The following is a 25,181-nucleotide window of genomic DNA, read 5'->3' as shown; positions in this document are numbered from 1 at the left end:
GCTAATCCCTTCCCACATGCGTTGCCGAGGCGAACAATTCGGTCTCGGCGCGGGTGCGCACCGTGACGATCGCGCCGCGATAGCGAGCCAGCGCCGGGAGGATCAGCAGGCCGTCGTCGAGTACCTCGATCAGCCGCAGCCGTTCCATCAGCGCGACCACCTCCCTGGTCAGACCCGGCACATCGGCCTGCCACTGGGCGGCGAAGGTCGAGCCGTAGCGGTGCGTGAGCGCCTGCACGGTCTCCTGGATCCAGGGCCAGGTAATGAGCGGATGTTCGGTGATGTCGGGTTCTTCGGCCCGCCCCCGCTCCTCGTCCTCGTCGTCGAAGGGGTCGGTGACCACGAGCGGTGCGAAGACGGTGCTCTGCGGAATCGCCTGATCCAGTTGATCCATCAGGGTGGTGGCCGGTTCGGGGCGCGGCCGACGTTCGACCGGATTGTCGAGATCCAGGACCAGATCGGCGATCTCACCGACCAGTAGCAGCGCGACCTGGGCGAGGGTGCCGGTGCCCGGGAAGCGCACATCCGACAGCCGCCCCGAAACGTCGATCAGCGCCACGCCTTCCGCGCGCCGCTCGGCTCGCAGTCCGGTCAGCAGTTCCACCTCGGCCACCAGCTTCTCGGTGCCGAGCAGGGTGCGCTCGTCCTCGGCCAGTTCCTCGGCGTAGACCACCGGGAGCTCGACCAGGGCGCGGCGCACCCGGCGCGCGGCGGCGGCGCGCTGTTGCGGTGCGCCGCTGTCGGATTCGTCGGCGAGCAGGCCGCGCACGCTCTGTAGATGCTGCAGGACGCGGGGCGGTCGGAAGATGGCGAACACCACCGAGCGGTCGATGTCGTAGAGCGCCTCCCCGGCAGACGGGTCGGCGGCCCAGCCGCCCGCATCGCCGTCGGCGAGGGTCAGCGCGCCGCGCGCGCCCAGCCAGGCCACCGCGTCGACGAAGGCGTCGCGGTCCGCGGCGCGATCGGTCGACAGCTCCAGACCCTCCACGCGGGTGGCGTAGGCGGCGACCTGATCGGCCAACTCCGACAGCGTGATCTGATCACCCGCGCGTCCCAGGGCCGCCAGCGCCAGCGACAGATACGCGTAGCGTCGGCGATCGAAGACGCGTTCGGCGGGTGTGCGGGCGGGCCGCCCGGCATCGAGGCGATCGGCGACCGGGAACAGCCGGGCCGTGGTCTCGGTGACCTCGAGGCGATAGCCGAACAGTTCGGCCAGGTCCTCGCGCAGTTCGGTGGCCCAGCGCCGGATCAGCGGCAGGGCGATGCGATCGGGAAACGAGCGGGTCACCAGATGATTGGCCAGCATGACGCGCGCCGCGCGCTGATAGCTGTCCAGGGCGAGGGAGTCGATCGTGCGGGCGTGCATCACTTCCGCCCGGAAGACGCTTTGGCGCGCGGATTCTCGCGTACGGTCAGGCGTCTGTTGTTCAGGTGCAACAGACCTCGCGAGGTGCGTACGACGGTCGAGCCGTCGTATTCGCTGACGGTGAGGGTGACGCCGCTGTCGGAACCCGTTGTCCCGCTGACCCTTCCGCTCACCGGCACCCAGGCCGTCGAGGCGGCGTCGAGCAGCCGCAGCAGCACCTCGGTCTCGCCCTCGTCGAGGACTCGCTCGTGCACATCGGCCGAGGCCAGTGAGCGCGCCGCCTCCGCGCGCAGGCGCTGGGCGTCCAGCTGCGCCTCGCGCAGGCGGCGAATTCCGGCGTCGTTGCGCTGAATTCGCGACGGCGCGCCGGGGGAGGGCGGTCGACCGGTTTCGGCGAGGGTGCGCGCGATCTCCAATGGCGGTGCGTCCCACCAGGATCGGATGGGCGGGATCACATCGGCGTCGGGGTGTTCCATCGATAGATGCCGGGGTTTGCCCAGGCCGAAGACGGCGTCGAACAGCGCGTGGGCGCTCTCCGCGCTCGGCGCGGCGGTGAACCAGCCCGCCAGATGCCGCAGCGCCGATTCGCGGCTCACCCCGCCCCGACGGGTCTCGGTGACCCGGCGCAGCAGCGACAGCACCGCGGCGATCGCGCTCATCGTCGCCTCGCGCAGCCGCTCGGCCTCGGTGACCGGATTGCCATCGCCCGCAACGACATCGGCCGCGGTGGCCACGAACCAGCCGCGCAGGCCCGACCAGCGCGCCCGCCAGTCGGCCGCACGTTCGGCCGGGCTCAGCAGCACCCGCTCGTCGCACGCGCCCGCGCGGGCGACGAGTTCCTCGACGCCGGTGTCCTCCACCTCGGCGATGGCCGCGGCCAGCCGGGGCGCGAATCGGGCCAGATCCATGCTGAATTCGCGCATATGGGCCAGCAGCGCGTCCTTGTGGGCGAGGAAGGCCTCCGGCGTGGCCTCGGTGGTGCGCACGAGATCGCCGAGGGTCAGATAGAAATGGGCGGCGCGATCGGCCAATTCGGACAGGGCGGTATCGAGCCGGTTGAGGACGCGGTAGACGCGCTCGGCGTCACCGGTGCGATTGGCCTGCGCGAGCGCCTGCAGATCCGCCAGCAGTTCGGGCAGGACCAGCCGCGACAGCGACGCCTCGTCCAGCCGTGCGCCCAGTACCTCGGCCACGGCCCGGTAGGCGTGGTACCCGGCCTGGGAGAACTGATAGACGAAGTGGCGGTTGCGATATTCGGCGAGGGTCGCCGCGCGGGTGCCGTCGTAGCTGCGCTCGAGCACACCCCACTGGTGCAGCTGTTCGAGCAGCGGGCCCACCTCGGTCGCGGTCGGCCGGGGCGATTCCGGGACGCGGGTCAGGGTGTCGGCGACATCGCTGGCGTGCAGCAGCACGATATAGGCGGCGCGCGCGTGGTCGAATGCGCGCAGCACCCACAGATATTCGCCGCGCTTCTCGGCGGTGGCGAAGGAGAACAGCCGCAGTCGCTCCTCGACCGCGGCCGCGTCGAACCCGGTCGGCGCGAACACGACGCGGCCGCGGTCGACGCCGGCGGCGTCGATCAGGGCGTCGGGCAGCAATCCTTCAGCGGACTCGGTCACCGGGAAGAGGGTAGCCGATCAGGCGGCGTTCTCCGCGACGGCCGCGCGTTCCACGGTGAGCAGACTCTCCTCGCTGTGCTCGGCGTGGTAAGCGCGTCCGCCGCCGTTGATACCGAACAGTCGCTTCGACCAGAGCAGCCAGATCACGGCCACGACGTTGATCAGCAGTGCGCCCAGGCGCACCACGGTGATCTTCTCGGTGAGCTCGTAGATCTCGATCGGCAGGAAGATGCTGGTCGCGATGACCGCGAAGTATTCGCCCCAGCGCTGGACCAGCCACAGGCCCACGGCCTCGATGATTTCGATTGCGGCATAGGCGAGCAAACCGGCGGCGATCAAGGTGAGCGTGGTCGGCGAGAGGGTCCAGCCCTTCTCGATGAAGTGCACGATCTTCGAATTGTCCGGGTTCCAGCCGATCTGGTCGGCCAGCGGCCGGATCAGCGGCATCTCCTTGTCGAAGGCCGCCCGCAGCCGATCCTGCGAATTGCGCACCTTGAACACCCCCGCCGCGAGCGCGATGAACACCAGCCCGCGCAACACCCGCTCCACCGCCAGGAACCGCATGATGAACCGATCCCGCAGCAGCCGCCCGCGCGGCACTTCCGGCGCCTCGTCGGCGGGCCCCCGATGCCGCGGCTCACCCACCACGAAGTCCCCGCACCGCAAACACCGCCAAGCCTCCCCGGCAGGCGTCGAAACATGCAGCCGCGCCGCCAGTTCCGCCTCGTCCGGCGCATAAGTGGCATGCCCCCGCCACGAACAACTCCGCAGACTGAAGTCCATCGGGCGAGACTAGCAACCATTCAACTCGCCGCGAGGGAGCGCAGCTGGTCCAAATAGTTCCGTGTGCGTGGATCGCCCGGAAAGCGCTCGATCATCTCCCGGGCGGCCTCGCCCGCGATCCACAGCAGCGACGGTAGGGAGCGGCGTTTGCCCGCGAAGGCGCGCATGCCCTCGTCGACGGCCAGTTCCAGGTCGCGGTCGCGGACGGCGACGACGGCGAGGGTCAGTTGGGCCTCGGAGACGCGCATGGGTTTGCGGATGCTGCCGTCGGGGCCGGTGGAGGTGCGGATGACTTGGCGGGCATAGCTTTCGGCCAAGCGGTCGTCGCCGGCGACGCGGCAGCAGTCCATGGCGTAGAAGTCGAACTTCTGGGGGTCGACGACGAAGTGATTGTCCAAATTGGCCGGATGGTCCAATCTTTCGAGGATTGTCCGACCCCGCCGCAACGCGTTCTCCATGGCCTGCCGATCGCCGATGCGGGCCCACGCCTTGGCCTGCTGCGCGGCCAACTGGACGCCCACGCCATGTTGCCCGGTGGTCGCCAGACCGCCTTCGGCGGCATCGATCGCACCGCGGTAATTGCCCTGCGTGAGCGCGAACCAGGCCGCCATTTCCGCGCCCCAGCCCTGGATTTCGACATGCTCGGCCTCCTGGCCCAGCGACAGCGCGGCCCGGCGGGTGGCCTCGGCGGTGGTCCGCCAGCCCAGGTCGTAATCGACGCAACCCACCAGGAGCGCAACCCATCCGGCCAGAACCAGCACCTCGCGATGCTGCGCCAACGTGAGCCGACCGTCCAGTAGGGATGTGATGCGCCGCAGCCACGCCGTACCCTCGGAATGCAGTTCCAGCGGATCGGCGCACGGGTATTCGCAGCACAGCCGCTCCGCGGTGATTCGGATGGCGTCCAGCGTCGCCGACGAGACATCCGACATCCGCAGGCGCCCGATGAATTCGAGGGTGTCCATACCTGTTGACGACAGCAGTTCGTCGTCCCGATTCGGTCTGGCCTTGGGGAAGAACGCCGCCGTCACGGTGTCGAAGGCGGCCGCGATGATCGGGGCGTAGAAGTCGTCGGGCCGCGACTCGCCGGACTCCCAGCGCCGCCAGTTCCGCAGCAGTGTGCTGTCCGTGGGTAGGTTGTGAGAAGACTTGGCGCGCATCGCGCGAACGGCGTCGGCCTGTGACCACCCCCGAGCATCTCGCTCCGAACGCATCCGAACAGCCCAGACGGGTCGATCGTCACCAGCGGTCACCTTCGTAGTATCCCACCAGTTAACGCTGAGTGGCCCGGATAGGGCACAAAGATGTCCGCGTATTGACATCTGCAATTGCATCTGTGAGTACCGCACACTGGTCAGTGCACGAGATTCGTTACAGCAGGGACCCGCTTCGGCGATAGCCGCTATCGGGCGATCCAAACAACGGAACAGCGAATCAATCCACATCCAAACGGAGGTTCGGGTGGAAGCGTTGATCTATGGATACGTGCGTGACGACTTGGCCGACGGTCGCACCGAGGAGCTCGAGGACGCCATGTGCAGCCTCGCGCGTTCGGCGGGACTGTGCTTCGCCGCGACGTTCCATGAATCGACTCCGGGCGACGGCACCGCGTTCGCGGAGCTGACGGCCGAGCTCAAGCGGGCCGATGCCCACCACGTGGTGGTGCCGTCGCTCGATCATCTTGCCGGCCAGACCATTCCGCGTGATCTTCTGATCGCCAAACTGGCGCACGAGGTCCAGGCGCGGGTGTGGACCGTCGAGCGCATCCCCGAGGTGCAGATCGCGCAGTAGCCGGCCCGCGGCGGTCCTGGTGCGTCGCAAACGAATTCGCGGCCGCCATCCCGGGATCCCGTCGCAGACGTACAGCAGACCGACCAGTAGGTCGTCGCATTCGAAAGTGTCCGCTCCGGACGAAGCGGACCCCGCCTACATCCCGAACCCGCCCGGCCGTCCGCGCCGGCGCAGATACTTCTCGAATTCGGCCGCGATGGCATCGCCATCGATCTTGGCCATCGCCTCGTTCAGATCGATCGCCGCGTCCCCGCGCTCCTCGAGGGAGCGCACGTACTCGGTGACTTCCTCGTCACCGGCGGTCATCTCGTCGACCGCGGCCTCCCAGTCCTCGGCCTGCGCGGGCAGCTCGCCCAGCGGGACCTCGATATCGAGCACATCCTCGACCCGGTGCAGCAGCGCGATGGTCGCCTTGGGATTCGGCGGCTGCGAAACGTAGTGCGGCACCGCGGCCCAGAACGAGATGGCCGGAACGCCCGCGCGCACACAGGCGTCCTGCAGTACACCGGTGATTCCGGTCGGGCCCTCGTAGCGGGTCTGCTCGAGATTGAAACGTTCGGCCGCCTCCTTGCTGTAGGCGGTTCCGGTGACCGGCACGGGCCGGGTGTGGGGAGTGTCGGCCAGCAGCGCGCCGAGTATGACAACCGTTGTGACACCGAGCTGTTCGACCAATTCGAGGATGTCGGTGCAGAAACTGCGCCATCGCATATTGGGTTCGATGCCGTGCAGCAGGACCACATCGCGTTCGCTGCCCGGGGGCGAGCACACCGACAGCGTCGTCGAGGGCCATTGGATTTCGCGCGTGACACCGTCGACCTGACGCACGGTCGGACGGTTCACCTGGTAGTCGTAGTAGTCCTCGGAATCCAGTTCGGCGAGGGGTTCGGCGTCCCAGATCAGTTCCAGATGTTCGACCGCACCGCTGGCCGCGTCGGCCGCGTCGTTCCAGCCTTCGAAGGCGGCGACGAGGACCGGATCACGCAGCGTCGGCAGTTCCGGATCGGGTGTTGCACTGGGGTTCACTCGCACAGCCTACGGGGTTGGGGCCTTGGTGTTCACGGCATAAGCTCCGAACCTGCGTGTCGCCCCTGCCCCGCTGGCCGGGGTGGGCCGGACGCGATTCGGGCAAACACCCCGCCGCCGTGCGAACGGATGTGGCGCGGGACACGTCCGAGCCGGTGTGGAGTAGCTCTCCAGCGGGATTGTCTGACACTCCCCTTACTCTTGAGTACATGTCTGTGCCCTCCCGCGCCGAGTTCGATACCACGCTGCTCGACACGCTGTCCCGGCGTGTTCTGATCGGTGACGGTGCCATGGGCACGATGTTGCAGGCCGCGGACCTCACGCTCGACGATTTCCGCGGCCTCGAGGGCTGCAACGAGATCCTCAACGACACCCGTCCCGACGTGCTGCGCCATATCCACCGCGCGTACTTCGAGGCCGGTGCCGACGCGGTCGAGACCAACACCTTCGGCTGCAACCTGCCCAACCTCGCCGACTACGACATCTCCGACCGCATCCGCGATCTGTCCGAGCGCGGCACCCGACTGGCCCGCGAGGTCGCCGACGAGATGGGCCTGACCTCCTACGGAACCCCGCGCTACGTACTGGGCTCGATGGGCCCGGGCACCAAACTGCCCACCCTGGGCCACGCCCCGTTCGCCGCGTTACGCGACGCCTACACCGAGGCCGCGCTGGGCATGCTCGACGGCGGCGCGGACGCGATCCTGATCGAGACCTGTCAGGACCTGCTGCAGGTCAAGGCCGCGGTGACCGGCAGCCGGCGCGCGATGGCCAAGGCGGGGCGGCGGATTCCGATCATCACCCACGTCACCGTCGAGACCACCGGCACCATGCTGGTCGGCAGTGAGATCGGCGCGGCGCTCACCGCCATCGAGCCGCTGGGCATCGATATGATCGGACTCAACTGCGCCACCGGCCCGGATGAGATGAGCGAACATCTGCGGCATCTGTCCAAGCACGCCCGGGTGCCGGTGTCGGTGATGCCCAACGCGGGCCTGCCGGTGCTGGGCGCCAACGGCGCGGAGTATCCGCTGACGCCGGAGGAATTGGCCGTCGCGCTGCGCGGCTTCGTCACCGAATTCGGACTTTCGATGGTCGGGGGCTGCTGCGGCACCACCCCCGAGCACATCCGCCAGGTGGCCGAGGCGGTCGCCGACGCGCGCCAAGCCGAACGTACGCCCGATCACGAGCCCGCGGTGTCGAGTATGTACACCGCGGTCCCGTTCGAACAGGACGCCTCGGTCCTGATGATCGGCGAGCGCACGAATGCCAACGGCTCCAAGGCCTTCCGCGAGGCGATGCTGGCGGGGGACTGGCAGAAGTGCCTGGACATCGCGAAGGATCAGACCCGCGACGGCGCGCACATGCTGGATCTGTGCGTGGACTACGTCGGCCGCGACGGCACGGCCGATATGTCCGAACTGGCCTCGCGACTGGCCACCGCGTCCACGCTGCCGATCATGCTCGACTCCACCGAAACCCCGGTGCTGCGGGCGGGTCTGGAACATCTGGGCGGCCGCTGCGCGGTCAACTCGGTCAACTACGAGGACGGCGCCGGACCGGATTCGCGCTTCCAGCAGACCATGCGGCTGGTCGCCGAACACGGCGCCGCGGTGGTCGCGCTGACCATCGATGAGGAGGGGCAGGCCCGCACGGCAGCCAAGAAGGTCGAGATCGCCGAGCGGCTGATCGATGACATCACCGGCAACTGGGGTCTGGCCGAATCCGACATCATCATCGACACCCTGACCTTCACCCTGGGCACGGGCCAGGAGGAGTCGCGCCGCGACGGCATCGAAACCATCGAGGCCATCCGCGAACTCAAGCGCCGCCGTCCCGATGTGCAGACCACCCTGGGTCTGTCCAATATCTCCTTCGGTCTGAATCCGGCCGCCCGTCAGGTGCTGAACTCGGTGTTCATGCACGAATGCGTTCAGGCCGGACTGGATTCGGCGATCGTGCACGCCTCGAAGATCCTGCCGATGAGCCGGATCCCGGACGAGCACCGCGAGACCGCGCTGGATCTGGTCTACGACCGCCGCACCGAGGACTACGACCCGCTGCAGAAGTTGATGGCGCTGTTCGAGGGTGTGTCGACCTCCTCGTCCAAGGCGTCGCGCGCGGAGGAACTGGCGGCGCTGCCGCTGTTCGAACGGCTCGAGCGCCGCATCGTCGACGGTGAGAAGGCCGGGATGGAAGGCGATCTCGACGCGGCGATGCAGGAGGTGCCGCCGCTGCGGATCATCAACGAGACGCTGCTGGCGGGTATGAAAACCGTGGGCGAGCTGTTCGGTTCCGGTCAGATGCAGCTACCGTTCGTACTGCAGTCGGCCGAGGTGATGAAGACCGCGGTCGCCTACCTCGAACCGCATATGGAGGCCACCGACGACTCCGGCAAGGGCCGCATCGTGCTGGCGACGGTGAAGGGCGATGTGCACGACATCGGCAAGAACCTGGTCGACATCATCCTGTCCAACAACGGCTACGAGGTCGTCAATCTCGGTATCAAACAACCGATCTCGGCGATCCTGGACGCCGCGGTGGACAAGAAGGCCGATGTGATCGGCATGTCCGGACTGCTGGTCAAGTCGACCGTGGTGATGAAGGAGAACCTCGAGGAGCTCAACACCCGCGGAATGGCCGATCAGTTCCCGGTGCTGCTGGGCGGCGCGGCGCTGACCCGCTCCTATGTCGAGAACGATCTCACCGATGTCTACCACGGCGATGTGCACTACGCGCGTGACGCCTTCGAGGGCCTGCGGCTGATGGACGACATCATGACACGCAAGCGCGGCGGCAGCGGCGATCCCGACTCCCCGGAGGCGATCGCCGAGCGGGAGAAGGCCGCCGAACGCAAGGCCCGCCACGAGCGCTCCAAGCGCATCGCCGAGGAGCGGCGCGCGAAGGAGGTGCCCGTCGAGGTGCCCGAGCGCTCGGATGTGGCCGCCGACCTGCCGGTCGCGACTCCGCCGTTCTGGGGCACCCGGGTGGTCAAAGGGCTTGCGGTGCACGAGTATTCGGGCCTGCTCGACGAGCGTGCGCTGTTCCTGGGGCAATGGGGCCTGCGCGGCCAGCGCGGCGGCGAGGGGCCGAGCTATGAGGAACTGGTGGAGACCGAGGGCCGCCCGCGGCTGCGGTACTGGCTGGATCGGCTCACCGCTCAGGGCGTGCTCCAGCATGCCGCGCTCGTCTACGGGTACTTCCCGGTCGTATCCGAGGGTGACGATGTGATCGTGCTGGCGGAGCCGAATCCGGAAGCGGCCGAGCGGTATCGGTTCACATTTCCGCGTCAGCAGCGCGACCGGTTCCTGTGCATCGCCGATTTCGTGCGTTCGCGCGAAGTCGCGGTCGCGCGCGGGCAGGTGGATGTGCTGCCGTTCCAACTCGTCACCATGGGCCAGCCGATCGCTGATTTCGCGAACGAACTGTTCGCCGAGAACAATTACCGCGATTACCTCGAGGTACACGGTATCGGCGTGCAGCTGACCGAGGCGCTGGCCGAATACTGGCATCGGCGCATCCGTGAAGAACTTGTGCTGGAAGGGCATTCGGTCGCCGATGAGGACCCCTCCAACGTGCAGGAGTACTTCAAACTCGGATATCGTGGAGCGCGTTACTCTTTCGGCTACGGTGCCTGCCCCGACCTGGCGGATCGCGCCAAGCTCGTATCGCTGTTGGAATCCGAGCGCATCGGTGTGACATTGTCGGAGGAGTTGCAACTGCATCCGGAGCAGTCGACGGATGCGTTCGTCCTACTGCATCCGGAAGCGAAATACTTCAACGCGTAGGGTTTTTCGAGATTCCGGGCTTCACGCAGAGTGGCATGGCGGCTCGGCGTGCAAGCGCAGGAGGGCTACAACATCATGACGTCAGACCGGCTGATCGCGGGACGGTATCGACTGGGCGACCCCATCGGCACGGGTGCGATGGGCGTCGTGTGGCGCGCCAGCGACGTTCGGCTCAGAAGGACCGTCGCCGTCAAGCAGCTGCTGTTGGCTCCCGGTCTGACCCGCTCGCAGGCGGTCGAGGCGAAGATGCGCGCCATGCGCGAGGGCCGCATCGCCGCGCGGCTGCATCATCAGAACGCCGTCACGGTCTTCGACGTCGCCGAGGAGGACGGCCAGCCGTGGCTGGTGATGGAATTCGTCGACGCGCCGAGCCTGGCCGCGCTCATGCGCGAGAAGGGGCCGATGGATCCCCGCGAGGTGGCTCGCATCGGTGCGAAGGTGGCCGCCGCGCTGGCCGCCGCCCATGACGCGGGCATCGTGCATCGGGATGTGAAACCCGCGAATATCCTCGTCGCCGACAACGGCACTGTGAAGATCACCGATTTCGGAATCTCGCGCGCGGTCGGCGATGTCACCGTCACCTCGACCGGTTTCCTCGCCGGGACCCCGGCGTATCTGTCACCGGAGATCGCGCGCGGTGAGAATCCCGAACCGTCCTCGGATGTCTTCGCGCTCGGGTCCACGCTCTACGCCGCGGTGGAGGGTAAGCCGCCCTTCGGCGAGGGCGACAATCCGCTGGCGGTCCTGCATTCGGTCGCGCGGGCGCAGGTGCCCGAGCCGAAGCGGGCCGCGACCCTGGGCCCGGTACTGATGGCGCTGCTGGCCTCCGAACCCGGCGACCGGCCGAATATGCGCAAGGCACAGGAGGAGCTGGAGGCCGTCGCCGAGGGCCGGACCCCGACCATCGCCCCGCCGGCGACGAAGATCCTGCCGAAACCGGCCGAGGCGGTCGACGCCGCCGCGGCGACCACGGTGCTGTCCGGCCATGCCGCCGCCGTCTCCGCTGACGCCCCGACCGTGCACGTTCCCAATACCGCGGTCGGCGGCGGCACCGCACCGGCTGTGCCGCAACCGAATTGGAGCGGCCCGGCGCAGCGGCGGCGCGTGCTGGTCTTCGCCGCCGCGGGAGCGGCGGTGCTGCTGGTCGTGATCGGCATCGTGGCGGTCGTCCTGAGCGGTGGCGACAAGGACAAGGGCTCCGGGCAGAACGCGGCCGTCGGGCCCGCGGTCAGTACGCCGAGCAATGGCGAGCCTCCGGCCGGTGCGCCGCAGCAGAGCAGCGCGCCCGCGGTCCCGCCCGCGAACACCACCACGACGACCAATCCGCCGCCGAGCAGCAGCGCCGCGCCGTCGAGCGGAGCCTCGGCCACCCCGTCGGCGCCGAGCTCCGCACCCAAGCCGAGCACCACGACCCCGCCGCCGCCGTCGACCGCGTTCGGACCGGCCCAACCCGCCGACGTCAGCGGGTTCCTCTACAGTTACTACGGCAATCTGCCGGGCAATACGCAGGGCGCGTGGAGCATGCTCTCGTCCGGATACCAAGCGTCCACCGGCGGCTACCAGACCTATGCGAACTGGTGGTCGACCATCGCGTCGGTCAGCGTGAGCGATGTGAAGGTCAGCGGTCCCGGCAGAGCGAACGCGACGGTGAGCTATCGCACGAAGAACGGGACGACCGCCTCGGAGAACCGATGGTTCACCTTCGATTCCACCAACGGCCGGATGCTGATGACGGGCTCCGGCACCTGACAGCCGGAAGGGGCAGTGCGCGAGTGAGCGGGTTCGGGGCCGATGTGGCGGCCGTGCTGTGGGATATGGACGGCACGCTGTTGGACTCGGAGAAGCTCTGGGATATCGCCATGCGGGAGCTGTCGGTGGAACTCGGCGGCGAGATGACCGATGCGACCCGGCACGCGCTGATCGGCGCGGCCGCGCCCGACGCGCTGCGAATCACCTTCGCGGGACTGGGTATCGAGCCCACCGAGGCGCAGGTGCACGCGGCCGGTGAGTGGATGGAACGCCGGGTCGTCGGGCTGATGTCCGGTCCGATCCCGTGGCGGCCGGGCGCCCGCGAGGCCCTGGCCATGGTGCGTGCGGCGGGTCTGCCCTCGGGCCTGGTGACCAATACCAAGCGCTCGGTGACCCAACTGTGCCTCGAGACGCTGGGCCGCGAATTCTTCGACGTCACCGTGTGCGGTGACGAGGTGGTGAGCGGCAAACCCGCGCCCGACCCGTATCTGCGCGGCGCCGAACTGCTCGGTCTCGACCCCGAACGGTGTGTGGCCGTGGAGGACTCGCCGACCGGATCGCTGGCCGCCGCCGCGGCGGGCTGCGCGGTCCTGGTCGTGCCGTGTGAGGTGGCGGTTCCCGAGCGTCCCGGCCTGGTGTTCCGTGAATCGCTGATCGGGCTGACGGTCGCGGATCTGCGTGCGGTGCAGGCGATCGCGCACCGCTGAGTTTGCGGCAGTGTTGCCTGGATCACACAGATTCGGCCGGTATTTGCGGCAGTATTGCTGAGGTTGGTCGCGACCTCGTCAGAAGGGCCCGATTGCCATGACCGCATTCAAGGCATTCCCCGGCGTGAGCACGGAATGGGCGCTCGGTGACTACCACCGATTCGCGCGGGCGGTGCTGTGGGATCTGGGTCCCCAACTGGTTGCCGCCTGCGATATCCGGCCAGGTACCCAGGTTCTGGACGTGGCGACCGGAACCGGCAATGTGGCGATCGCGGCCGCGGCGGCGGGCGCGGAGGTCATCGCCTCCGACATCACGGTCGAGAATTTCATCGACGGCAGGGTCGAGGCGGCCACCCGCGGCGTGGCCGTGGAGTGGGTCGAGGCCGACGCGCAGGATCTGCCGTTTCCCGACTCGTCGTTCGATGTGGTCACCTCCTCGGTCGGCGCGATCTTCGCGCCACGCCATCAGGATGTGGCCGACGAACTGATTCGAGTGGCCCGCCCCGGCGGTCGGCTCGGGCTGATCGCCTGGACCCGTCGCTCGTGGATCTGCGAAATCCTGTCCGTGCTGAACTACTATGTCCCCCCGCCGCCGCAGGCGCTGCCCGCCCGGCTGTGGGCCAACTCCGAACATGTGCTGTGGCTGTTCGGCAATCGCATCTCGACCTTCGAGGCCACCACCCACAGCTTCCGCCTGTTCGCCCCGACTCCCACCCACTTCATCGAATTCTTCGAAACCTCCTTCGGTCCGATCCAGGCCACCTTCGCCGAACTGCTCGACAATCCGCAGCGCGCCGCCGCCCTGCACACCGACCTGATCGATCTGGCCGAACGTCTCAACCTGGGCGTGCCCGGCGGCCCCGCGGAGTACCTGTTCGAATATGTCCTGATGACCGCGACCACCGCGGACTGAACAGGGCCCCGACGCCCGCGTCCGCCCTTTGTGGACGCGAATAGATCCCGCCGGATTCGCTACTCGTCGGTTTGTGAACTGTCCCAACGATCCTGTCAAATGACCGCTGCGCCGGATGTGATCGGGCCACAATGATCGACATGGTGGCGGGCAGTGGGGGCAGGGGAGACACGTGTGCCTCGGAAGCGGCTGGGGGAGAAGACAACTCGGCGGCGCTGGCCGCGGTGGTCGATACCGATCGGTATCCGCTGCACGATTCGGGTGATCCGGGCCGCACCGCGGTGGTCGCGCGGGCGCGGACGGAGCTGGCGGCCGAAGGCTGTACGGTCCTACCGGGTTTCATTCGGGCCGAGCTGCTCGAGACGCTGCGGGCCGAGGGGGACGCGCTGGCCCCGCGGGCGTACTACACCGTGGAGCGAGTCAACGCCTACAACATTCCGCTCGACACCGAACTGCCGCCCGAACATCCCGCCCGCATCGTGCTGGAACGCGGAAACGCCTTCGTGGCGCGCGATCTCATCCCCTCCGACGCGTTGATCCAGGTGCTCTACACCAGCCCGCTGTTCCAGCGTTTCGTCGCGGACTGCTTCGGACTGGCCGAATTACACGAATTCTCCGACCCGCTGGCGGGTCTGTGCTTGAACGTGGTGGCGCCGGGGAACTCTCACCCGTGGCACTTCGATACCAATGCCTTCACCGTCTCCATGCTGACCCAGGAGCCCGAGGGCGGCGGAGTGTTCGAGTACTGCCCGAACATCCGCACGCCGCGGGCGGAGAATCTCGCCGATGTGCGGGCGGTGCTGACCGATGCGGGTGAACGGTTCGTCCGGCGGCTGCGACTGCGGCCGGGTGATCTGCAGCTGTTCCAGGGACGGTTCTCCCTGCATCGGGTCTCGCCGGTCACCGGGGACACCCAGCGTCATACGGCCATCTTCGCCTACAGCGAGCGGCCCGGGATCATCGGAACCGTCGAACGTACTCGGCAGCTGTTCGGCCGGGTGCTCACCGATCACCTCGCCGCGGCCGACAATGCCGTCCGCGGCGATCGACTACTCGATTGAGAGGAAGTGCCCGTGCCGGTTTCGTTGCACAGCACCGGAAAAGCCTCGTTCGACGACATCTACGACCGTCCCGACCCCAGCTCCTATTATCAGCGGATGTCCGAATTGGACTATGTGATACCGGAATTGGCGAAGCCGCACTTCCGCCGGATCATCGCCGACAGCGGCGCCGCCACGGTACTCGACCTCGGCTGCTCCTACGGGGTGAACGCGGCCCTGCTGCGCTTCGACACCACCGTCGGCGAACTCGCCGAACACTATCGTGACGGCGATACCGCCGCCCGCATCGCCCGCGACCGCGCGCGGCTGGCCGCCGCCGACCATCAATCCGAGGTCCGTTTCGTCGGAATGGACGCCTCCGCACCGGCTCTCGGCTACGCGGTGGCCTCCGGCCTGCTCGACGACGGTGTGCACGCCGACCTCGAGGAAGCGGATCCGACCGAGGCGCAGCGGCAGGTGCTCGGATCGGCGGATCTGGTGATCTCCACCGGCTGCGTGGGTTATATCGGCGAGCGCACCCTGACGCGTGTTGCCCGGGCGCACGGCGCTCGGCTGCCGTGGATGGCACACTTCGTGCTGCGCATGTTCGATTTCGAGGTGATCGCGCGGCCGCTGCGGACGCTGGGCTATCGCATCGAACGCCGTCCCGGCACCTACCGCCAGCGGCGCTTCGCCTCCGAGGCCGAACAGGCGCGTTTGCTGAATACGCTGTCCGCCAAGGGAATCGACCCGACCGGGCTCGAGGCCGACGGATGGCTGCACGCCCAGCTGTACCTCTGTATCCCCGACGACACCCACCCCGAGGACCGCCAGTGACCGACCGTACCTTCGCCTTCGATGATCAGCTGCCTCGCGTACCGCTGCCCGGCCTGGCCGACAGCTGTGCCCGCTTCCTGCAATGGTGCGCGCCGCTGCTGACAGAGGACGAGTACGCCGAAACCGAGGCCGCGCTGGCGGATCTGCAGCGGCCCGACGGACCGGCCGCGATCCTGCAGGCCGATCTCGAGCGGTTCGACGCGAGTCCGGGCGTGGGCAGTTGGCTCGACGAATTCTGGCCATCGCGGTATCTGGGCCGCCGCGACCGGATCGCGTTGAACGCCAACTTCTTCTTCCTGTTCCGTGACGACACCCCGCTGGCCCGGTCCACCTCGGCGCAGCAGGCCGAGCGAGCGGCGGCCATCGTCGCCGCCGCGGTGAACTACAAACTGCTCCTCGACGACGAGGCCGTCCCGCCGGTGACCCAGCGCGGACAGCATCTGTCGATGGCGCAGAACAAGTTCCTGTTCTCCGAGACCCGCATTCCGGGCGATCCGCAGGACAGCGTGCGGGTGCCCTACAGCGATGAGTGGCCCGGACCCTCGCGGGCCCGGCATATCGTTGTCTTCTTCCGCGGCAATATGTTCCGGATGGATGTGATCGGCCCGAACGGCGTGCCGTACGCACCCGGCGATCTGGTCGACGGATTGCGGGCGGTTCTGAAGGGCGGCACGCGGCGCGCCGCGACCGACACCTCGGCGGGTCATCTGACCACCCTGGCCCGCGCGCACTGGGCCGAGGTGCGCTCGTCGCTGCGGGCCGCACCGGCCAATGTCGCGGCGCTCGACACCATCGAAACCGCGCTGTTCTGTGTCTGTTTGGAGGATCTCAGCCCCGCCGACACGCTGCAGGCGTGTGATCAGCTGCTGCACGGCGACAGCGCCAATCGCTGGTTCGACAAGGCGGTCTCGTTCGTCGTCTTCGCCGACGGACAGGCCGGAATCAATGTCGAGCACTGCGGGCTGGACGGCACCACCATCCTGTCGTTCGTCGACGCGCTGCTCGACCGGCCGGTGACCGAGCACGCCGAGCGCTCCGGGGCGCAGCCGCAGGGTCTGCCCGCGGTGGAACCGATCGAATTCGCCCTGACCGATCTGCAGCGCGCCGAGATCGCCTCGGCCGCCGCGGCATTCGCGCAGTTCGCGGCCGACAATGCCACCGAGACCGTATCGTTCGAGGATTTCGGCACCCGGCGGGCCAAGGCGCTGGGCATCTCGCCCGACGCGTTCGCGCAGCTGTCCTATCAGCTGGCCCACCGCCGCAGCAAGGGTCTGACCGGCGCCACCTACGAATCCATCGCGACCCGGCAGCTGCGCAACGGCCGCACCGAGGCCATGCGGGTGGTCACCCCGCAGATCCTGGAATTCGTTGCGGCCATGGACGATCCGGCGGCCGATGCGGCCACCAGGCTCGCGAAGGCCCGCGCCGCCGCCGAGGCGCATGTGACCCGCGCCAAGGAGTGTCAGCGTGGCGACGCGCCCGAACAGCACCTGTGGGAGTTGCAACTCATCCAGCGCCGCCGCGGCGCACAGCTCGGCGCGACCGAGCCGATGCCTTTCTACGACAGCCCCGGCTGGCGCATCACCCGCGACGACTACCTGTCCACCAGCTCGGCCCCCTCGGCCAATATCCAGTACTTCGGCTTCGGCTGCACCAGTCGCAAATGCATTGGCGTCGCCTACGTCCTGCTGCCGGACCGCTGGAACATCTATCTGGCCACGCCGACCGAGGTGGCCGAGCAGATGCACGAATTCGCGGCACAGCTGCGCATCGCCGTGCGGGAGCTGGCCGACCTGCTGGAAGGGTCGCCTCGGGCCGTGGGATAACCGATTGCGGGCGGTACGCGGGCGTCTGAAACAATGGCTCACCGTGAAGAACTTCGAATCCCTGTTCGCCGAGCTGCAGGATCGTGCGGTCAACCGCCCGGAAGGGTCCGGAACCGTGGCGGCATTGGATGCCGGCGTCCATGCGCAGGGGAAGAAGGTGCTCGAGGAGGCCGGTGAGGTCTGGCTGGCCGCCGAACACGAAAGCGACGAGCACCTCGCCGAGGAGATCTCGCAGCTGCTCTACTGGGTGCAGGTGCTGATGGTGGGCCGCGGACTGCGGCTCGAGGACGTGTATCGACATCTGTGACGGACCGTCGTCGCCGAACTCCGTCACACGTCCCGAAAGGACACCCTCATGCTCCGCGTCGCCATCCCCAATAAAGGCGCCCTCTCCGAATCGGCCCTCGAGATCCTGTCCGAGGCCGGCTACCGCAAGCGCACCGATTCGCGCGACCTGTCGGTCCTCGACAATGCCAATCAGGTCGAGTTCTACTTCCTGCGGCCGAAAGACATTGCCATCTACGTAGGTTCGGGCGAGCTCGATCTGGGTATCACCGGACGAGACCTGGCGCTGGATTCGGGTGCGCCGGTGCAGGAGCGGCTGAGCCTCGGGTTCGGCCGCTCCACCTTCCGCTACGCCGCCCCCGCCGGGCGCGAATGGAAGGTCGAGGATCTCTACGACAAGCGCATCGCCACCTCCTACCCCAATCTGGTGCTGCGCGATCTGCAGCGGCGCGGCATCGAGGCCGAGGTGATTCGGCTCGACGGCGCGGTGGAGATCTCGATCCAGCTCGGCGTCGCCGACGCCATCGCCGATGTGGTCGGCTCGGGCCGAACCCTGCGGCAGCACAATCTGATCGCGTTCGGCGAATCGCTGTGCGATTCGGAGGCGGTGCTGATCGAGGCGGCCGGATCCGATCACCGCGACCGGGCCCGCAATCAGCTCGTCGCCCGCGTGCAGGGCGTGGTGTTCGGGCAGCAGTACCTGATGCTCGATTACGACTGCCCGAAGGAACTGCTCGACGACGCGGTGCGGATCACCCCCGGCCTGGAATCGCCGACCGTCTCCCCGCTCGCGGATCCCGGCTGGATCGCCGTGCGCGCCATGGTCCCGCGCAAGGAGGCCAACGCCGTGATGGATCAGCTCGCCGAACTCGGCGCGAAGGCCATCCTGGCCTTCGACATCCGCTCCTGCCGCGCGTTCTAATCCTTTTCCGGCCACCCCGGATACGGCGGCGGCGTGCCGCCGTATGCCGGGCACAGGGGTTTGTAGTCGCAGTACTCGCACACCCAGCTCGGATTGGGCGGGAAGTCGCCGGTGCGTCCGGCGATGCTGATCGCCTCCCACAGCGCGGACAGGATGCGCTCGAAGCGCAGCAGTTCCTCCTCGTCCGGGGTGTAGGTGAGGATCTGGCCGTCGGACAGGTAGATCAGCCGCAGCTGCGCGGGGACCACACCGCGCGAACGCAGCATGATCAGCGCGTAGAACTTCAGCTGGAACAGCGCCCGCCCCTCACCGCGCTCGACGGGCGAACGGCCGGTCTTGTAGTCGACCACGCGCAGCTGACCCGTCGAGGCGATATCTATCCGATCGACATAGCCGCGCAGCGGCGACCCGTCCGGCAGTTCGACCTCGATGAGCGATTCGCACGATTCGGGATCGAAGGCGGTCGGATCCTCCAGCCGGTAATAGCCGCGCACCAACTCGTGCACCTCGTCGAGGAACTGCTCCGGTCCATCGGGCACCAGCTCACCCACCTCGGGGTGTTCGGCCAGCAAACGCTCCCACGCCGGGACCACCAGCGCCGCGGCCCGATCCGGAACGCGTTCACTGCTGGGTAACCCGTACAGCGATTCCAGCACCGAGTGCACGACGGTGCCCCGCACGGTATGGCGCGCGGGCCGCTCCGGAATCCGATCTATCGCCCGCAATCGGTATTTCAACGGACATTGTTTGAAATCGTTTGCGCGCGACGGCGACAGGGCCAAGGCGTGTGCGCTGGGCTTGTCGGTGGTCACACCGAAGCCCGGGGTCGGCGTCGAGGGCGCTGTCATACCTGGCAGGCTATCCGGGGGCACCGACAATTCCGGCACGCCCGAACCGACCTCGCAATCACCCACCAGAACGGAGATCCATGACGGCCAGACGGACCGGTCCATTCACCAGCGGTGACCGGGTGCAACTGACCGATGCCAAGGGCCGCCAGCACACGGTTGTGCTGGAGGCGGGCAAGGAGTTCCACACCCACAAGGGCCAGATCCGCCACGACGACCTGATCGGCGCGGACGAGGGCAGTGTGGTCCAATCGGCCAACGGCACACCGTATCTCGCACTGCGTCCGCTCCTGGTCGACTACGTCCTGTCCATGCCGCGCGGCGCCGCGGTCATCTATCCCAAGGACGCCGCGCAGATCGTGCACGAGGGTGATGTGTTCCCCGGTGCGCGGGTGCTGGAGGCGGGGGCGGGCTCCGGCGCGCTGACCTGCTCGCTGCTGCGCGCGGTCGGTCCCGAGGGCAAGGTCGTCTCCTACGAGATCCGCGACGATCACGCCGAGCACGCGGTCCGCAATGTCGAGCGATTCTTCGGCGAACGACCCGCCAATTGGAGTCTGACCGTCGGCGATGTCGCCGATTACGAGGGCGACGGCGTGGATCGCGCGGTGCTGGACATGCTCAAGCCCTGGGAGGCGCTGCCGTCGGTGGCGAAGGCGCTTATCCCCGGTGGTGTGCTGATCGTCTATGTCGCGACGGTGACCCAGCTGTCGGAGGTCGTGGAGGCGCTGCGTCAGCAGCAGTGCTGGACCGAGCCGCGGGCGTGGGAATCGCTGATCCGGCCGTGGCACGTCGTCGGCCTGGCCGTGCGCCCGGAACACCGCATGCAGGGGCATACGGCGTTCCTGGTCAGCGCGCGCCGGTTGGCCGACGGTGTGACGCCGCCGAAGCCGCAGCGCCGCCCGTCGAAGGGCTGAGGGCGGGCCGCGGCTTGGAAGAAGCTGGGGGACAGGCGGTTACGCCTGGCAGGGGGCCATACCCATGGCCAGGATCTGGCAGGTGCTGGCATCGGAGAGCTGCCAGCCCTCGGCGCCGTGCTGCCAGGTCATCGGCATCGCCGGCGCGGGACCGTGCGGGGAGGTGATGACGACCTGTGCGGTGGCGGTGTCACCGGAGGCCTTCACATCGGACACGGTGAACAGGATCTTGCCGTAGTTGGCCAGGCCCTTGGTCATGGTGTCGATATTGGCCGCGCGCTTGGCGCCGTCGACGGTCAGCTTCTCCTTGTCCGCGGTCGGTTTGGCGGGATCGACGAGGCCGTCGAGGGTGGCCTGCAGCGAATCCGGGGTGGGCGCGGCCGCGGCCTGGGCGCTCGCTCCGGCGGAGGCGGTGATGCTGGTCACAGCCTTGCTGGGGGTGCTACTCGCGGGCGCCTCATCGGACTTGTCGGACCCGCAGGCCACAATGCCCGTAACGGCAAGGGCCGCGAATGCGGTAGCAACGGAAACACGAACAGTCCGTGCGACGTTGCCACTACAGCGGGTATCACCGAGGGGAAGGAGCATCGAACACACACACCTTTCGTTCGGTCCGGCGAAATTAACTCGCCGGAAACAGGTTAGGGCAGGCTAACATGGTTGCTCGGCCGCAGGCCGCAGCCGAGATGTGATCACGACGAAACCATGTCGGAAAGCGAGAACGGTTCGCGCCCGGTAGCGTTGATAGACCGGGACTGGGAGGAGCAGCATCATGAGCCCCATCGAGAATTCGGATTCGGCGGCCTGGAGGGAACTCGAGGCAGTACGCGCCGAGGCGGCTGCACTCCGGAGGCAACTCGCCGACTCGCCGGATCGCACAAGGGAATTGGAAGCGCGGATCGATTCGCTGACGATTCGCAACACCAAACTCATGGACACCCTGAAGGAAGCCCGCCAGCAACTGGTCGCGCTGCGCGAGGAGGTCGATCGGCTGGGCCAGCCGCCGAGCGGCTACGGCGTCCTGATCGGGGTCTACGACGATCAGACGGTCGATGTGTTCACCTCCGGACGCAAGATGCGGTTGACCTGTTCGCCGAATATCGACACCGCGACCCTGCACTACGGGCAGACGGTCCGTCTCAACGAGGCGTTGACGGTGGTCGAGGCGGGCACCTTCGACCAGACCGGTGAGATCGGAACGCTGCGCGAGATCCTCGACGACGGCCGCCGCGCCCTGGTGGTCGGCCATGCCGACGAGGAGCGCGTGGTCTGGTTGTCGGGCCCGCTGAGCTCGCTGGTCGACGCCGACGACGTCGACGATCCGGACCAGCCGATCCGCAAGCTGCGCCCCGGCGATTCGCTGCTGGTCGACACCAAGGCCGGTTTCGCGTTCGAGCGCATCCCCAAGGCCGAGGTCGAGGACCTCGTGCTCGAAGAGGTTCCCGATGTCGACTACGAGGACATCGGCGGCCTGACGCGCCAGATCGAGCAGATCCGCGACGCGGTCGAACTGCCCTTCCTGCACAAGGATCTGTTCCGCGAGTACGCGTTGCGTCCGCCCAAGGGCGTCCTGCTCTACGGCCCGCCCGGCTGCGGTAAGACCCTGATCGCCAAGGCCGTGGCCAACTCGCTGGCCAAGAAGATCGCCGAGGCGCGCGGTGAGGACGCCAAGGAGGCCAAGTCCTTCTTCCTCAACATCAAGGGTCCCGAGCTGCTGAACAAGTTCGTCGGCGAGACCGAGCGGCATATTCGGATCATCTTCCAGCGCGCTCGGGAGAAGGCCTCCGAGGGCACCCCGGTGATCGTGTTCTTCGACGAGATGGACTCGATCTTCCGGACCCGCGGTTCGGGTGTGTCCTCCGATGTGGAGACCACGGTCGTGCCGCAGTTGCTCAGTGAGATCGACGGCGTGGAGGGCCTCGAGAACGTCATCGTGATCGGCGCGTCCAACCGCGAGGACATGATCGACCCGGCCATCCTGCGGCCCGGCCGCCTGGACGTGAAGATCAAGATCGAACGCCCGGATGCCGAAGCCGCGCAGGACATCTTCTCGAAGTACCTGGTCGAGGGCCTGCCGCTGCACGCCGACGATATCGCCGAATTCGGCGGCGATCGGCCCAAGTGCGTCAAGACGATGATCGAACGCGTCGTCGAGCGCATGTACGCCGAGAGCGAGGACAACCGCTTCCTGGAGGTCACCTACGCCAACGGTGACAAGGAGGTCCTGTACTTCAAGGACTTCAACTCCGGCGCCATGATCCAGAACATCGTGGACCGCGCCAAGAAGTACGCCATCAAGTCCGTGCTCGAAACCGGCAACCCCGGCCTGCGCATCCAGCATCTCTACGATTCGATCGTGGACGAGTTCTCCGAGAACGAGGACCTGCCCAACACCACGAATCCCGATGACTGGGCCCGCATCTCGGGCAAGAAGGGCGAGCGGATCGTCTACATCCGCACCCTGGTCACCGGCAAGAACGCCTCGGCCAGCCGAGCGATCGACACCGAGTCCAACACGGGCCAGTACCTGTAAGCCCGGAACCGCAAGGGCCGCAATCTCGATCGAGATTGCGGCCCTTCGCATAACGGTGCACCCGGCCCGGGATCCCTCACCGCCGAGCATGCGACGGCCGACAGCGAACACCGACAAGCCTTGCGAGGGCCGCCAGCCGTACCGAGCAGCGCGTGAGGGAGTGCTCGTTTGTGAAGACGATAAAGCTCCAGTGCGCGTTCGGTGCACAGGTCGGCGGGCCAGACCTCACAGCAGTATTCGGCGATGCTGTTGTCCGCGTCGAGAACCATCATCGGTCGCGCTCTGGATGGTGCTGTTCACGCCAACGGGAGATGATGCGATCGACGTCGTCCTGGGGATGATGGTCGAGTACATCCTGTCTTCCGTCGAGATGTTCGAGTGTCCCGCCGGGATCGGGAATCGGATCTGGAAACATCTGCGCTCCTTCGCTGTTCCTCACCGGCCTGGGAAACAGCGTGAGGCAGCCGAACTGCTCTCAGGGGCGTGATGTGCGGTAGCACTGCGAGGGGTGCAGTATGCGTACCTGATCAGACGGGCAGTCCGAGACTTCGCGCGAGTGACCGCGCCCTGCGGCTGATGAGCGCCCCACCCTGGTCTACGGTTTCGGCGGTCATCTGCCGTGCTGTCGGTGAGTAGCGCACGGAGTCCGTGGAGATATCGAACGCCTGCTCGAGCCAATGCAGTGTGGCGGCGTAATCGCGGCGCTGGTGGTAGGAGCGGGCGATTTCGACGCCGAGCCGCCCGCGGCGCTCACGGCTGGGAATCTCGTCCGGATCAATGTCTTCGGCATGATTGCGAACGTCCGATGATTTGGACAGATCGGCGGCGATGGATACCGCGTGCAGCTTGACGTTCGATGTGCCGAACATGGTCCACGGATGGTTGTACCCGTCGCCGAGCCGTATTGCAGTCGTGCGCGCGGCGTCCCAGTGCCGCCAGGCGTCACCTTCGCGACCGTCTCTGGCAACCGTGACCGCTGCGTGCAGTTGAAGCGCGCCATACATGCCTCGAACGTCATCTTCGACGTGTTCCAGACGCGGTTCGAGCAGCGCCAGCACATCGAGGGCGAGGGCCAAGGCGGCGTCGGTGTCGCCGACGGAGCGCTGCACCATCCCGAGCGTCCATCCAGCGCTTGCCAACGCGGCGGGTGTATCCGCGTCCTGCGCGGCTGACATGGCCCGATCGGCCGCGGTCCAGATCAGATCCGTCTCGCTGGCCCATACGACTTCGTGCTGCACCAGGGCATATACATCTGCCAAGACCGCGCTGGCGGCGCGGCGGTCCGGACCTTCGGCAGTCCGCGCCGCGATACGAGCGTCGGTGACCAACCGGGGGAGAATGCGGCCGACATCGGTGCGATGTTGACTGGATCGATGCCACAGCCGCCAGGCATCGGAGGTCCTGGATGCCAGCGCCGTCACATCGACCGGCCCCGGCGGGGTCACGAGCAGGGGATCGCGAACGGCCTCGCGGATCGCGGGCACCGCGTCGTGCGGAATGCGCGCGAACGACGCCACTGGGACCGATGTGGCTCCGCCCAGATCCATATCAATCCCGGCGAGGACCGCCACGTCGCCAACCGCCAGAGCCTCGGCGAGTTTCACCAATTGCGGTAATCGCGGCGGCAATCGAGTACCTCGCTCGATCCCCTTGAGCCATGACGCGGACATCCCAACCAGCCCAGCCAGCACCGGCCGCGTCAAGCCCTTGCGCTGCCGCAGAATCTGGATGCGCTCACCCGTCCGTCTACCGGCGAGATCGTCAAGCACTCTGTCAAGCGTAGCCGGATCGGCGATGCGCGGTGGCGGTCCTCGGTGCATCGGCCGGCGTTCGCTTACCACCAATCCGGCCGTGGGAGTGTCGCCTCGTCGGAACGTCATCCGTCGCGGTAACAGTTGATTGATCAACCGTGATGTCATCCCTAGGTCGCAGTCCGATGATCGAGGACAGGGGAGCTATGCGCAGGATCAGGATTCTTATCACCGCGGCGACGGTCATCGCGCTGCTGTTCGTCGCAGGCGGGACCGCCGGTGCCAACCCGCCGGGGCCGGATCCGTACGCGTTTCTGCCCGAGCCGCTGCATATGTGGGTAGTCAATCTCGTGACGTTCCTGGTCCAGAACCACCTGTCGTGACGAGATCCTGCCTGGCACGAGGGCCGCGCTCCCATAGGGAGAGCGGCCCTTTCGCTTGCCCTGGGAAGCTCTGGCTGGCGAGAGGTGTCCGGGCGGCCTAAAA

At 67.4% G+C, this 25,181-nt stretch carries 22 protein-coding genes; 13 read left to right on the top strand and 9 right to left on the bottom strand.

The genetic code is table 11. The annotated features are described in order from the left end of the window. Window position 1 precedes the first annotated feature (1 nt). The 4 genes from NP4_RS23345 to NP4_RS23330 all read right to left on the bottom strand — a co-directional run bounded on the left by NP4_RS23345 (window position 2) and on the right by NP4_RS23330 (window position 4,982). Entirely contained in the window at window positions 2-1,366 is a 1,365-nt protein-coding gene (locus NP4_RS23345) for a TIGR02678 family protein (protein WP_068001533.1), read from the bottom strand. After that, window positions 1,366-2,868, bottom strand: coding sequence for a TIGR02677 family protein (locus NP4_RS23340; protein ID WP_082876164.1), 1,503 nt, complete (start codon window positions 2,866-2,868; stop codon window positions 1,366-1,368). Before NP4_RS23340 ends, NP4_RS23345 begins: the two co-directional genes overlap by 1 nt. A gap of 135 nt (window positions 2,869-3,003) precedes the next feature. Further along, entirely contained in the window at window positions 3,004-3,768 is a 765-nt protein-coding gene (locus tag NP4_RS23335; RefSeq protein WP_068001531.1) for a DUF2127 domain-containing protein, read from the bottom strand. A gap of 20 nt (window positions 3,769-3,788) precedes the next feature. Continuing rightward, on the bottom strand, window positions 3,789-4,982 hold the full coding sequence (locus NP4_RS23330; protein WP_211335836.1) for an NsdA family TPR-like regulatory protein: 1,194 nt from the start codon (window positions 4,980-4,982) through the stop codon (window positions 3,789-3,791). Window positions 4,983-5,229: 247 nt separating this feature from the next. On the opposite strand from NP4_RS23330, the gene NP4_RS23325 reads away from it, so the two are divergent. Further along, entirely contained in the window at window positions 5,230-5,559 is a 330-nt protein-coding gene (locus NP4_RS23325) for a hypothetical protein (RefSeq protein WP_062509971.1), read from the top strand. A gap of 135 nt (window positions 5,560-5,694) precedes the next feature. Here NP4_RS23325 and NP4_RS23320 read toward each other — a convergent pair whose 3' ends face one another. Beyond that, window positions 5,695-6,582 (bottom strand): PAC2 family protein, encoded by an 888-nt coding sequence (locus NP4_RS23320; RefSeq protein ID WP_062509973.1) that lies wholly within the window; start codon window positions 6,580-6,582, stop codon window positions 5,695-5,697. Window positions 6,583-6,791: 209 nt separating this feature from the next. Here NP4_RS23320 and metH point away from each other — a divergent pair, with 209 nt between their 5' ends. The 9 genes from metH to hisG all read left to right on the top strand — a co-directional run bounded on the left by metH (window position 6,792) and on the right by hisG (window position 18,649). Further along, complete coding sequence (metH, locus tag NP4_RS23315; RefSeq protein WP_068001525.1) at window positions 6,792-10,370, top strand: methionine synthase; 3,579 nt, start codon at window positions 6,792-6,794, stop codon at window positions 10,368-10,370. A gap of 75 nt (window positions 10,371-10,445) precedes the next feature. Continuing rightward, complete coding sequence (locus NP4_RS23310) at window positions 10,446-12,119, top strand: serine/threonine-protein kinase (RefSeq protein WP_068001703.1); 1,674 nt, start codon at window positions 10,446-10,448, stop codon at window positions 12,117-12,119. A 23-nt stretch (window positions 12,120-12,142) separates the two neighbouring features. Next, complete coding sequence (locus NP4_RS23305) at window positions 12,143-12,826, top strand: HAD family hydrolase (protein WP_255285541.1); 684 nt, start codon at window positions 12,143-12,145, stop codon at window positions 12,824-12,826. Between the two features lie 97 nt (window positions 12,827-12,923). Continuing rightward, window positions 12,924-13,739, top strand: coding sequence for a class I SAM-dependent methyltransferase (locus tag NP4_RS23300; RefSeq protein WP_068001521.1), 816 nt, complete (start codon window positions 12,924-12,926; stop codon window positions 13,737-13,739). 131 nt (window positions 13,740-13,870) lie between these two features. Next, window positions 13,871-14,800 carry a HalD/BesD family halogenase gene (locus NP4_RS23295; protein WP_245997441.1) on the top strand — a complete coding sequence of 310 codons (930 nt, stop codon included), beginning with the start codon at window positions 13,871-13,873 and terminating at the stop codon, window positions 14,798-14,800. A gap of 12 nt (window positions 14,801-14,812) precedes the next feature. Continuing rightward, window positions 14,813-15,616, top strand: coding sequence for a class I SAM-dependent methyltransferase (locus tag NP4_RS23290; RefSeq protein WP_068001693.1), 804 nt, complete (start codon window positions 14,813-14,815; stop codon window positions 15,614-15,616). Next, entirely contained in the window at window positions 15,613-17,442 is a 1,830-nt protein-coding gene (locus NP4_RS23285; RefSeq protein WP_068001518.1) for a choline/carnitine O-acyltransferase, read from the top strand. The genes NP4_RS23290 and NP4_RS23285 overlap by 4 nt, the downstream gene beginning before the upstream one ends. 25 nt (window positions 17,443-17,467) lie before the next feature. Next, window positions 17,468-17,749, top strand: a complete 282-nt coding sequence (locus tag NP4_RS23280) for a phosphoribosyl-ATP diphosphatase (protein WP_174556168.1) — start codon at window positions 17,468-17,470, stop codon at window positions 17,747-17,749. Window positions 17,750-17,797: 48 nt separating this feature from the next. Continuing rightward, on the top strand, window positions 17,798-18,649 hold the full coding sequence (gene hisG / locus NP4_RS23275) for an ATP phosphoribosyltransferase (RefSeq protein WP_062509983.1): 852 nt from the start codon (window positions 17,798-17,800) through the stop codon (window positions 18,647-18,649). Here the strand turns inward: hisG and NP4_RS23270 are convergent. Continuing rightward, a complete protein-coding gene (locus NP4_RS23270) occupies window positions 18,646-19,497 on the bottom strand; it encodes a RecB family exonuclease (RefSeq protein ID WP_082876153.1) in 852 nt (283 codons plus the stop codon). The genes hisG and NP4_RS23270 overlap by 4 nt on opposite strands. Window positions 19,498-19,577: 80 nt before the next feature. Here NP4_RS23270 and NP4_RS23265 point away from each other — a divergent pair, with 80 nt between their 5' ends. Then, window positions 19,578-20,411: a tRNA (adenine-N1)-methyltransferase gene (locus tag NP4_RS23265; protein WP_068001516.1), complete on the top strand. Its 834-nt coding sequence runs from the start codon at window positions 19,578-19,580 to the stop codon at window positions 20,409-20,411. A gap of 39 nt (window positions 20,412-20,450) precedes the next feature. On the opposite strand, the gene NP4_RS23260 is transcribed toward NP4_RS23265, so the two are convergent. Next, window positions 20,451-20,999 (bottom strand): WKL family lipoprotein, encoded by a 549-nt coding sequence (locus NP4_RS23260; protein ID WP_082876152.1) that lies wholly within the window; start codon window positions 20,997-20,999, stop codon window positions 20,451-20,453. Window positions 21,000-21,183: 184 nt separating this feature from the next. Between NP4_RS23260 and arc the strand changes: the two genes are divergently transcribed. Further along, window positions 21,184-22,944, top strand: coding sequence for a proteasome ATPase (gene arc, locus NP4_RS23255; protein ID WP_068001513.1), 1,761 nt, complete (start codon window positions 21,184-21,186; stop codon window positions 22,942-22,944). A gap of 268 nt (window positions 22,945-23,212) precedes the next feature. Here arc and NP4_RS41120 read toward each other — a convergent pair whose 3' ends face one another. Further along, entirely contained in the window at window positions 23,213-23,359 is a 147-nt protein-coding gene (locus NP4_RS41120) for a hypothetical protein (RefSeq protein WP_156524935.1), read from the bottom strand. A 112-nt stretch (window positions 23,360-23,471) separates the two neighbouring features. Further along, a complete protein-coding gene (locus NP4_RS23245; protein ID WP_068001506.1) occupies window positions 23,472-24,713 on the bottom strand; it encodes a helix-turn-helix domain-containing protein in 1,242 nt (413 codons plus the stop codon). Window positions 24,714-24,880: 167 nt separating this feature from the next. On the opposite strand from NP4_RS23245, the gene NP4_RS41115 reads away from it, so the two are divergent. Next, window positions 24,881-25,078 carry a hypothetical protein gene (locus NP4_RS41115; protein WP_147287900.1) on the top strand — a complete coding sequence of 66 codons (198 nt, stop codon included), beginning with the start codon at window positions 24,881-24,883 and terminating at the stop codon, window positions 25,076-25,078. Window positions 25,079-25,181 lie beyond the last annotated feature (103 nt).

The sequence above is a fragment of the Nocardia pseudobrasiliensis NBRC 108224 genome (genome assembly GCF_001613105.1).
Taxonomy (GTDB): domain Bacteria; phylum Actinomycetota; class Actinomycetes; order Mycobacteriales; family Mycobacteriaceae; genus Nocardia; species Nocardia pseudobrasiliensis.
The sequence above is the reverse complement of the archived record's forward strand: the minus strand, read 5'-3'. Positions and strand labels throughout refer to the sequence as shown.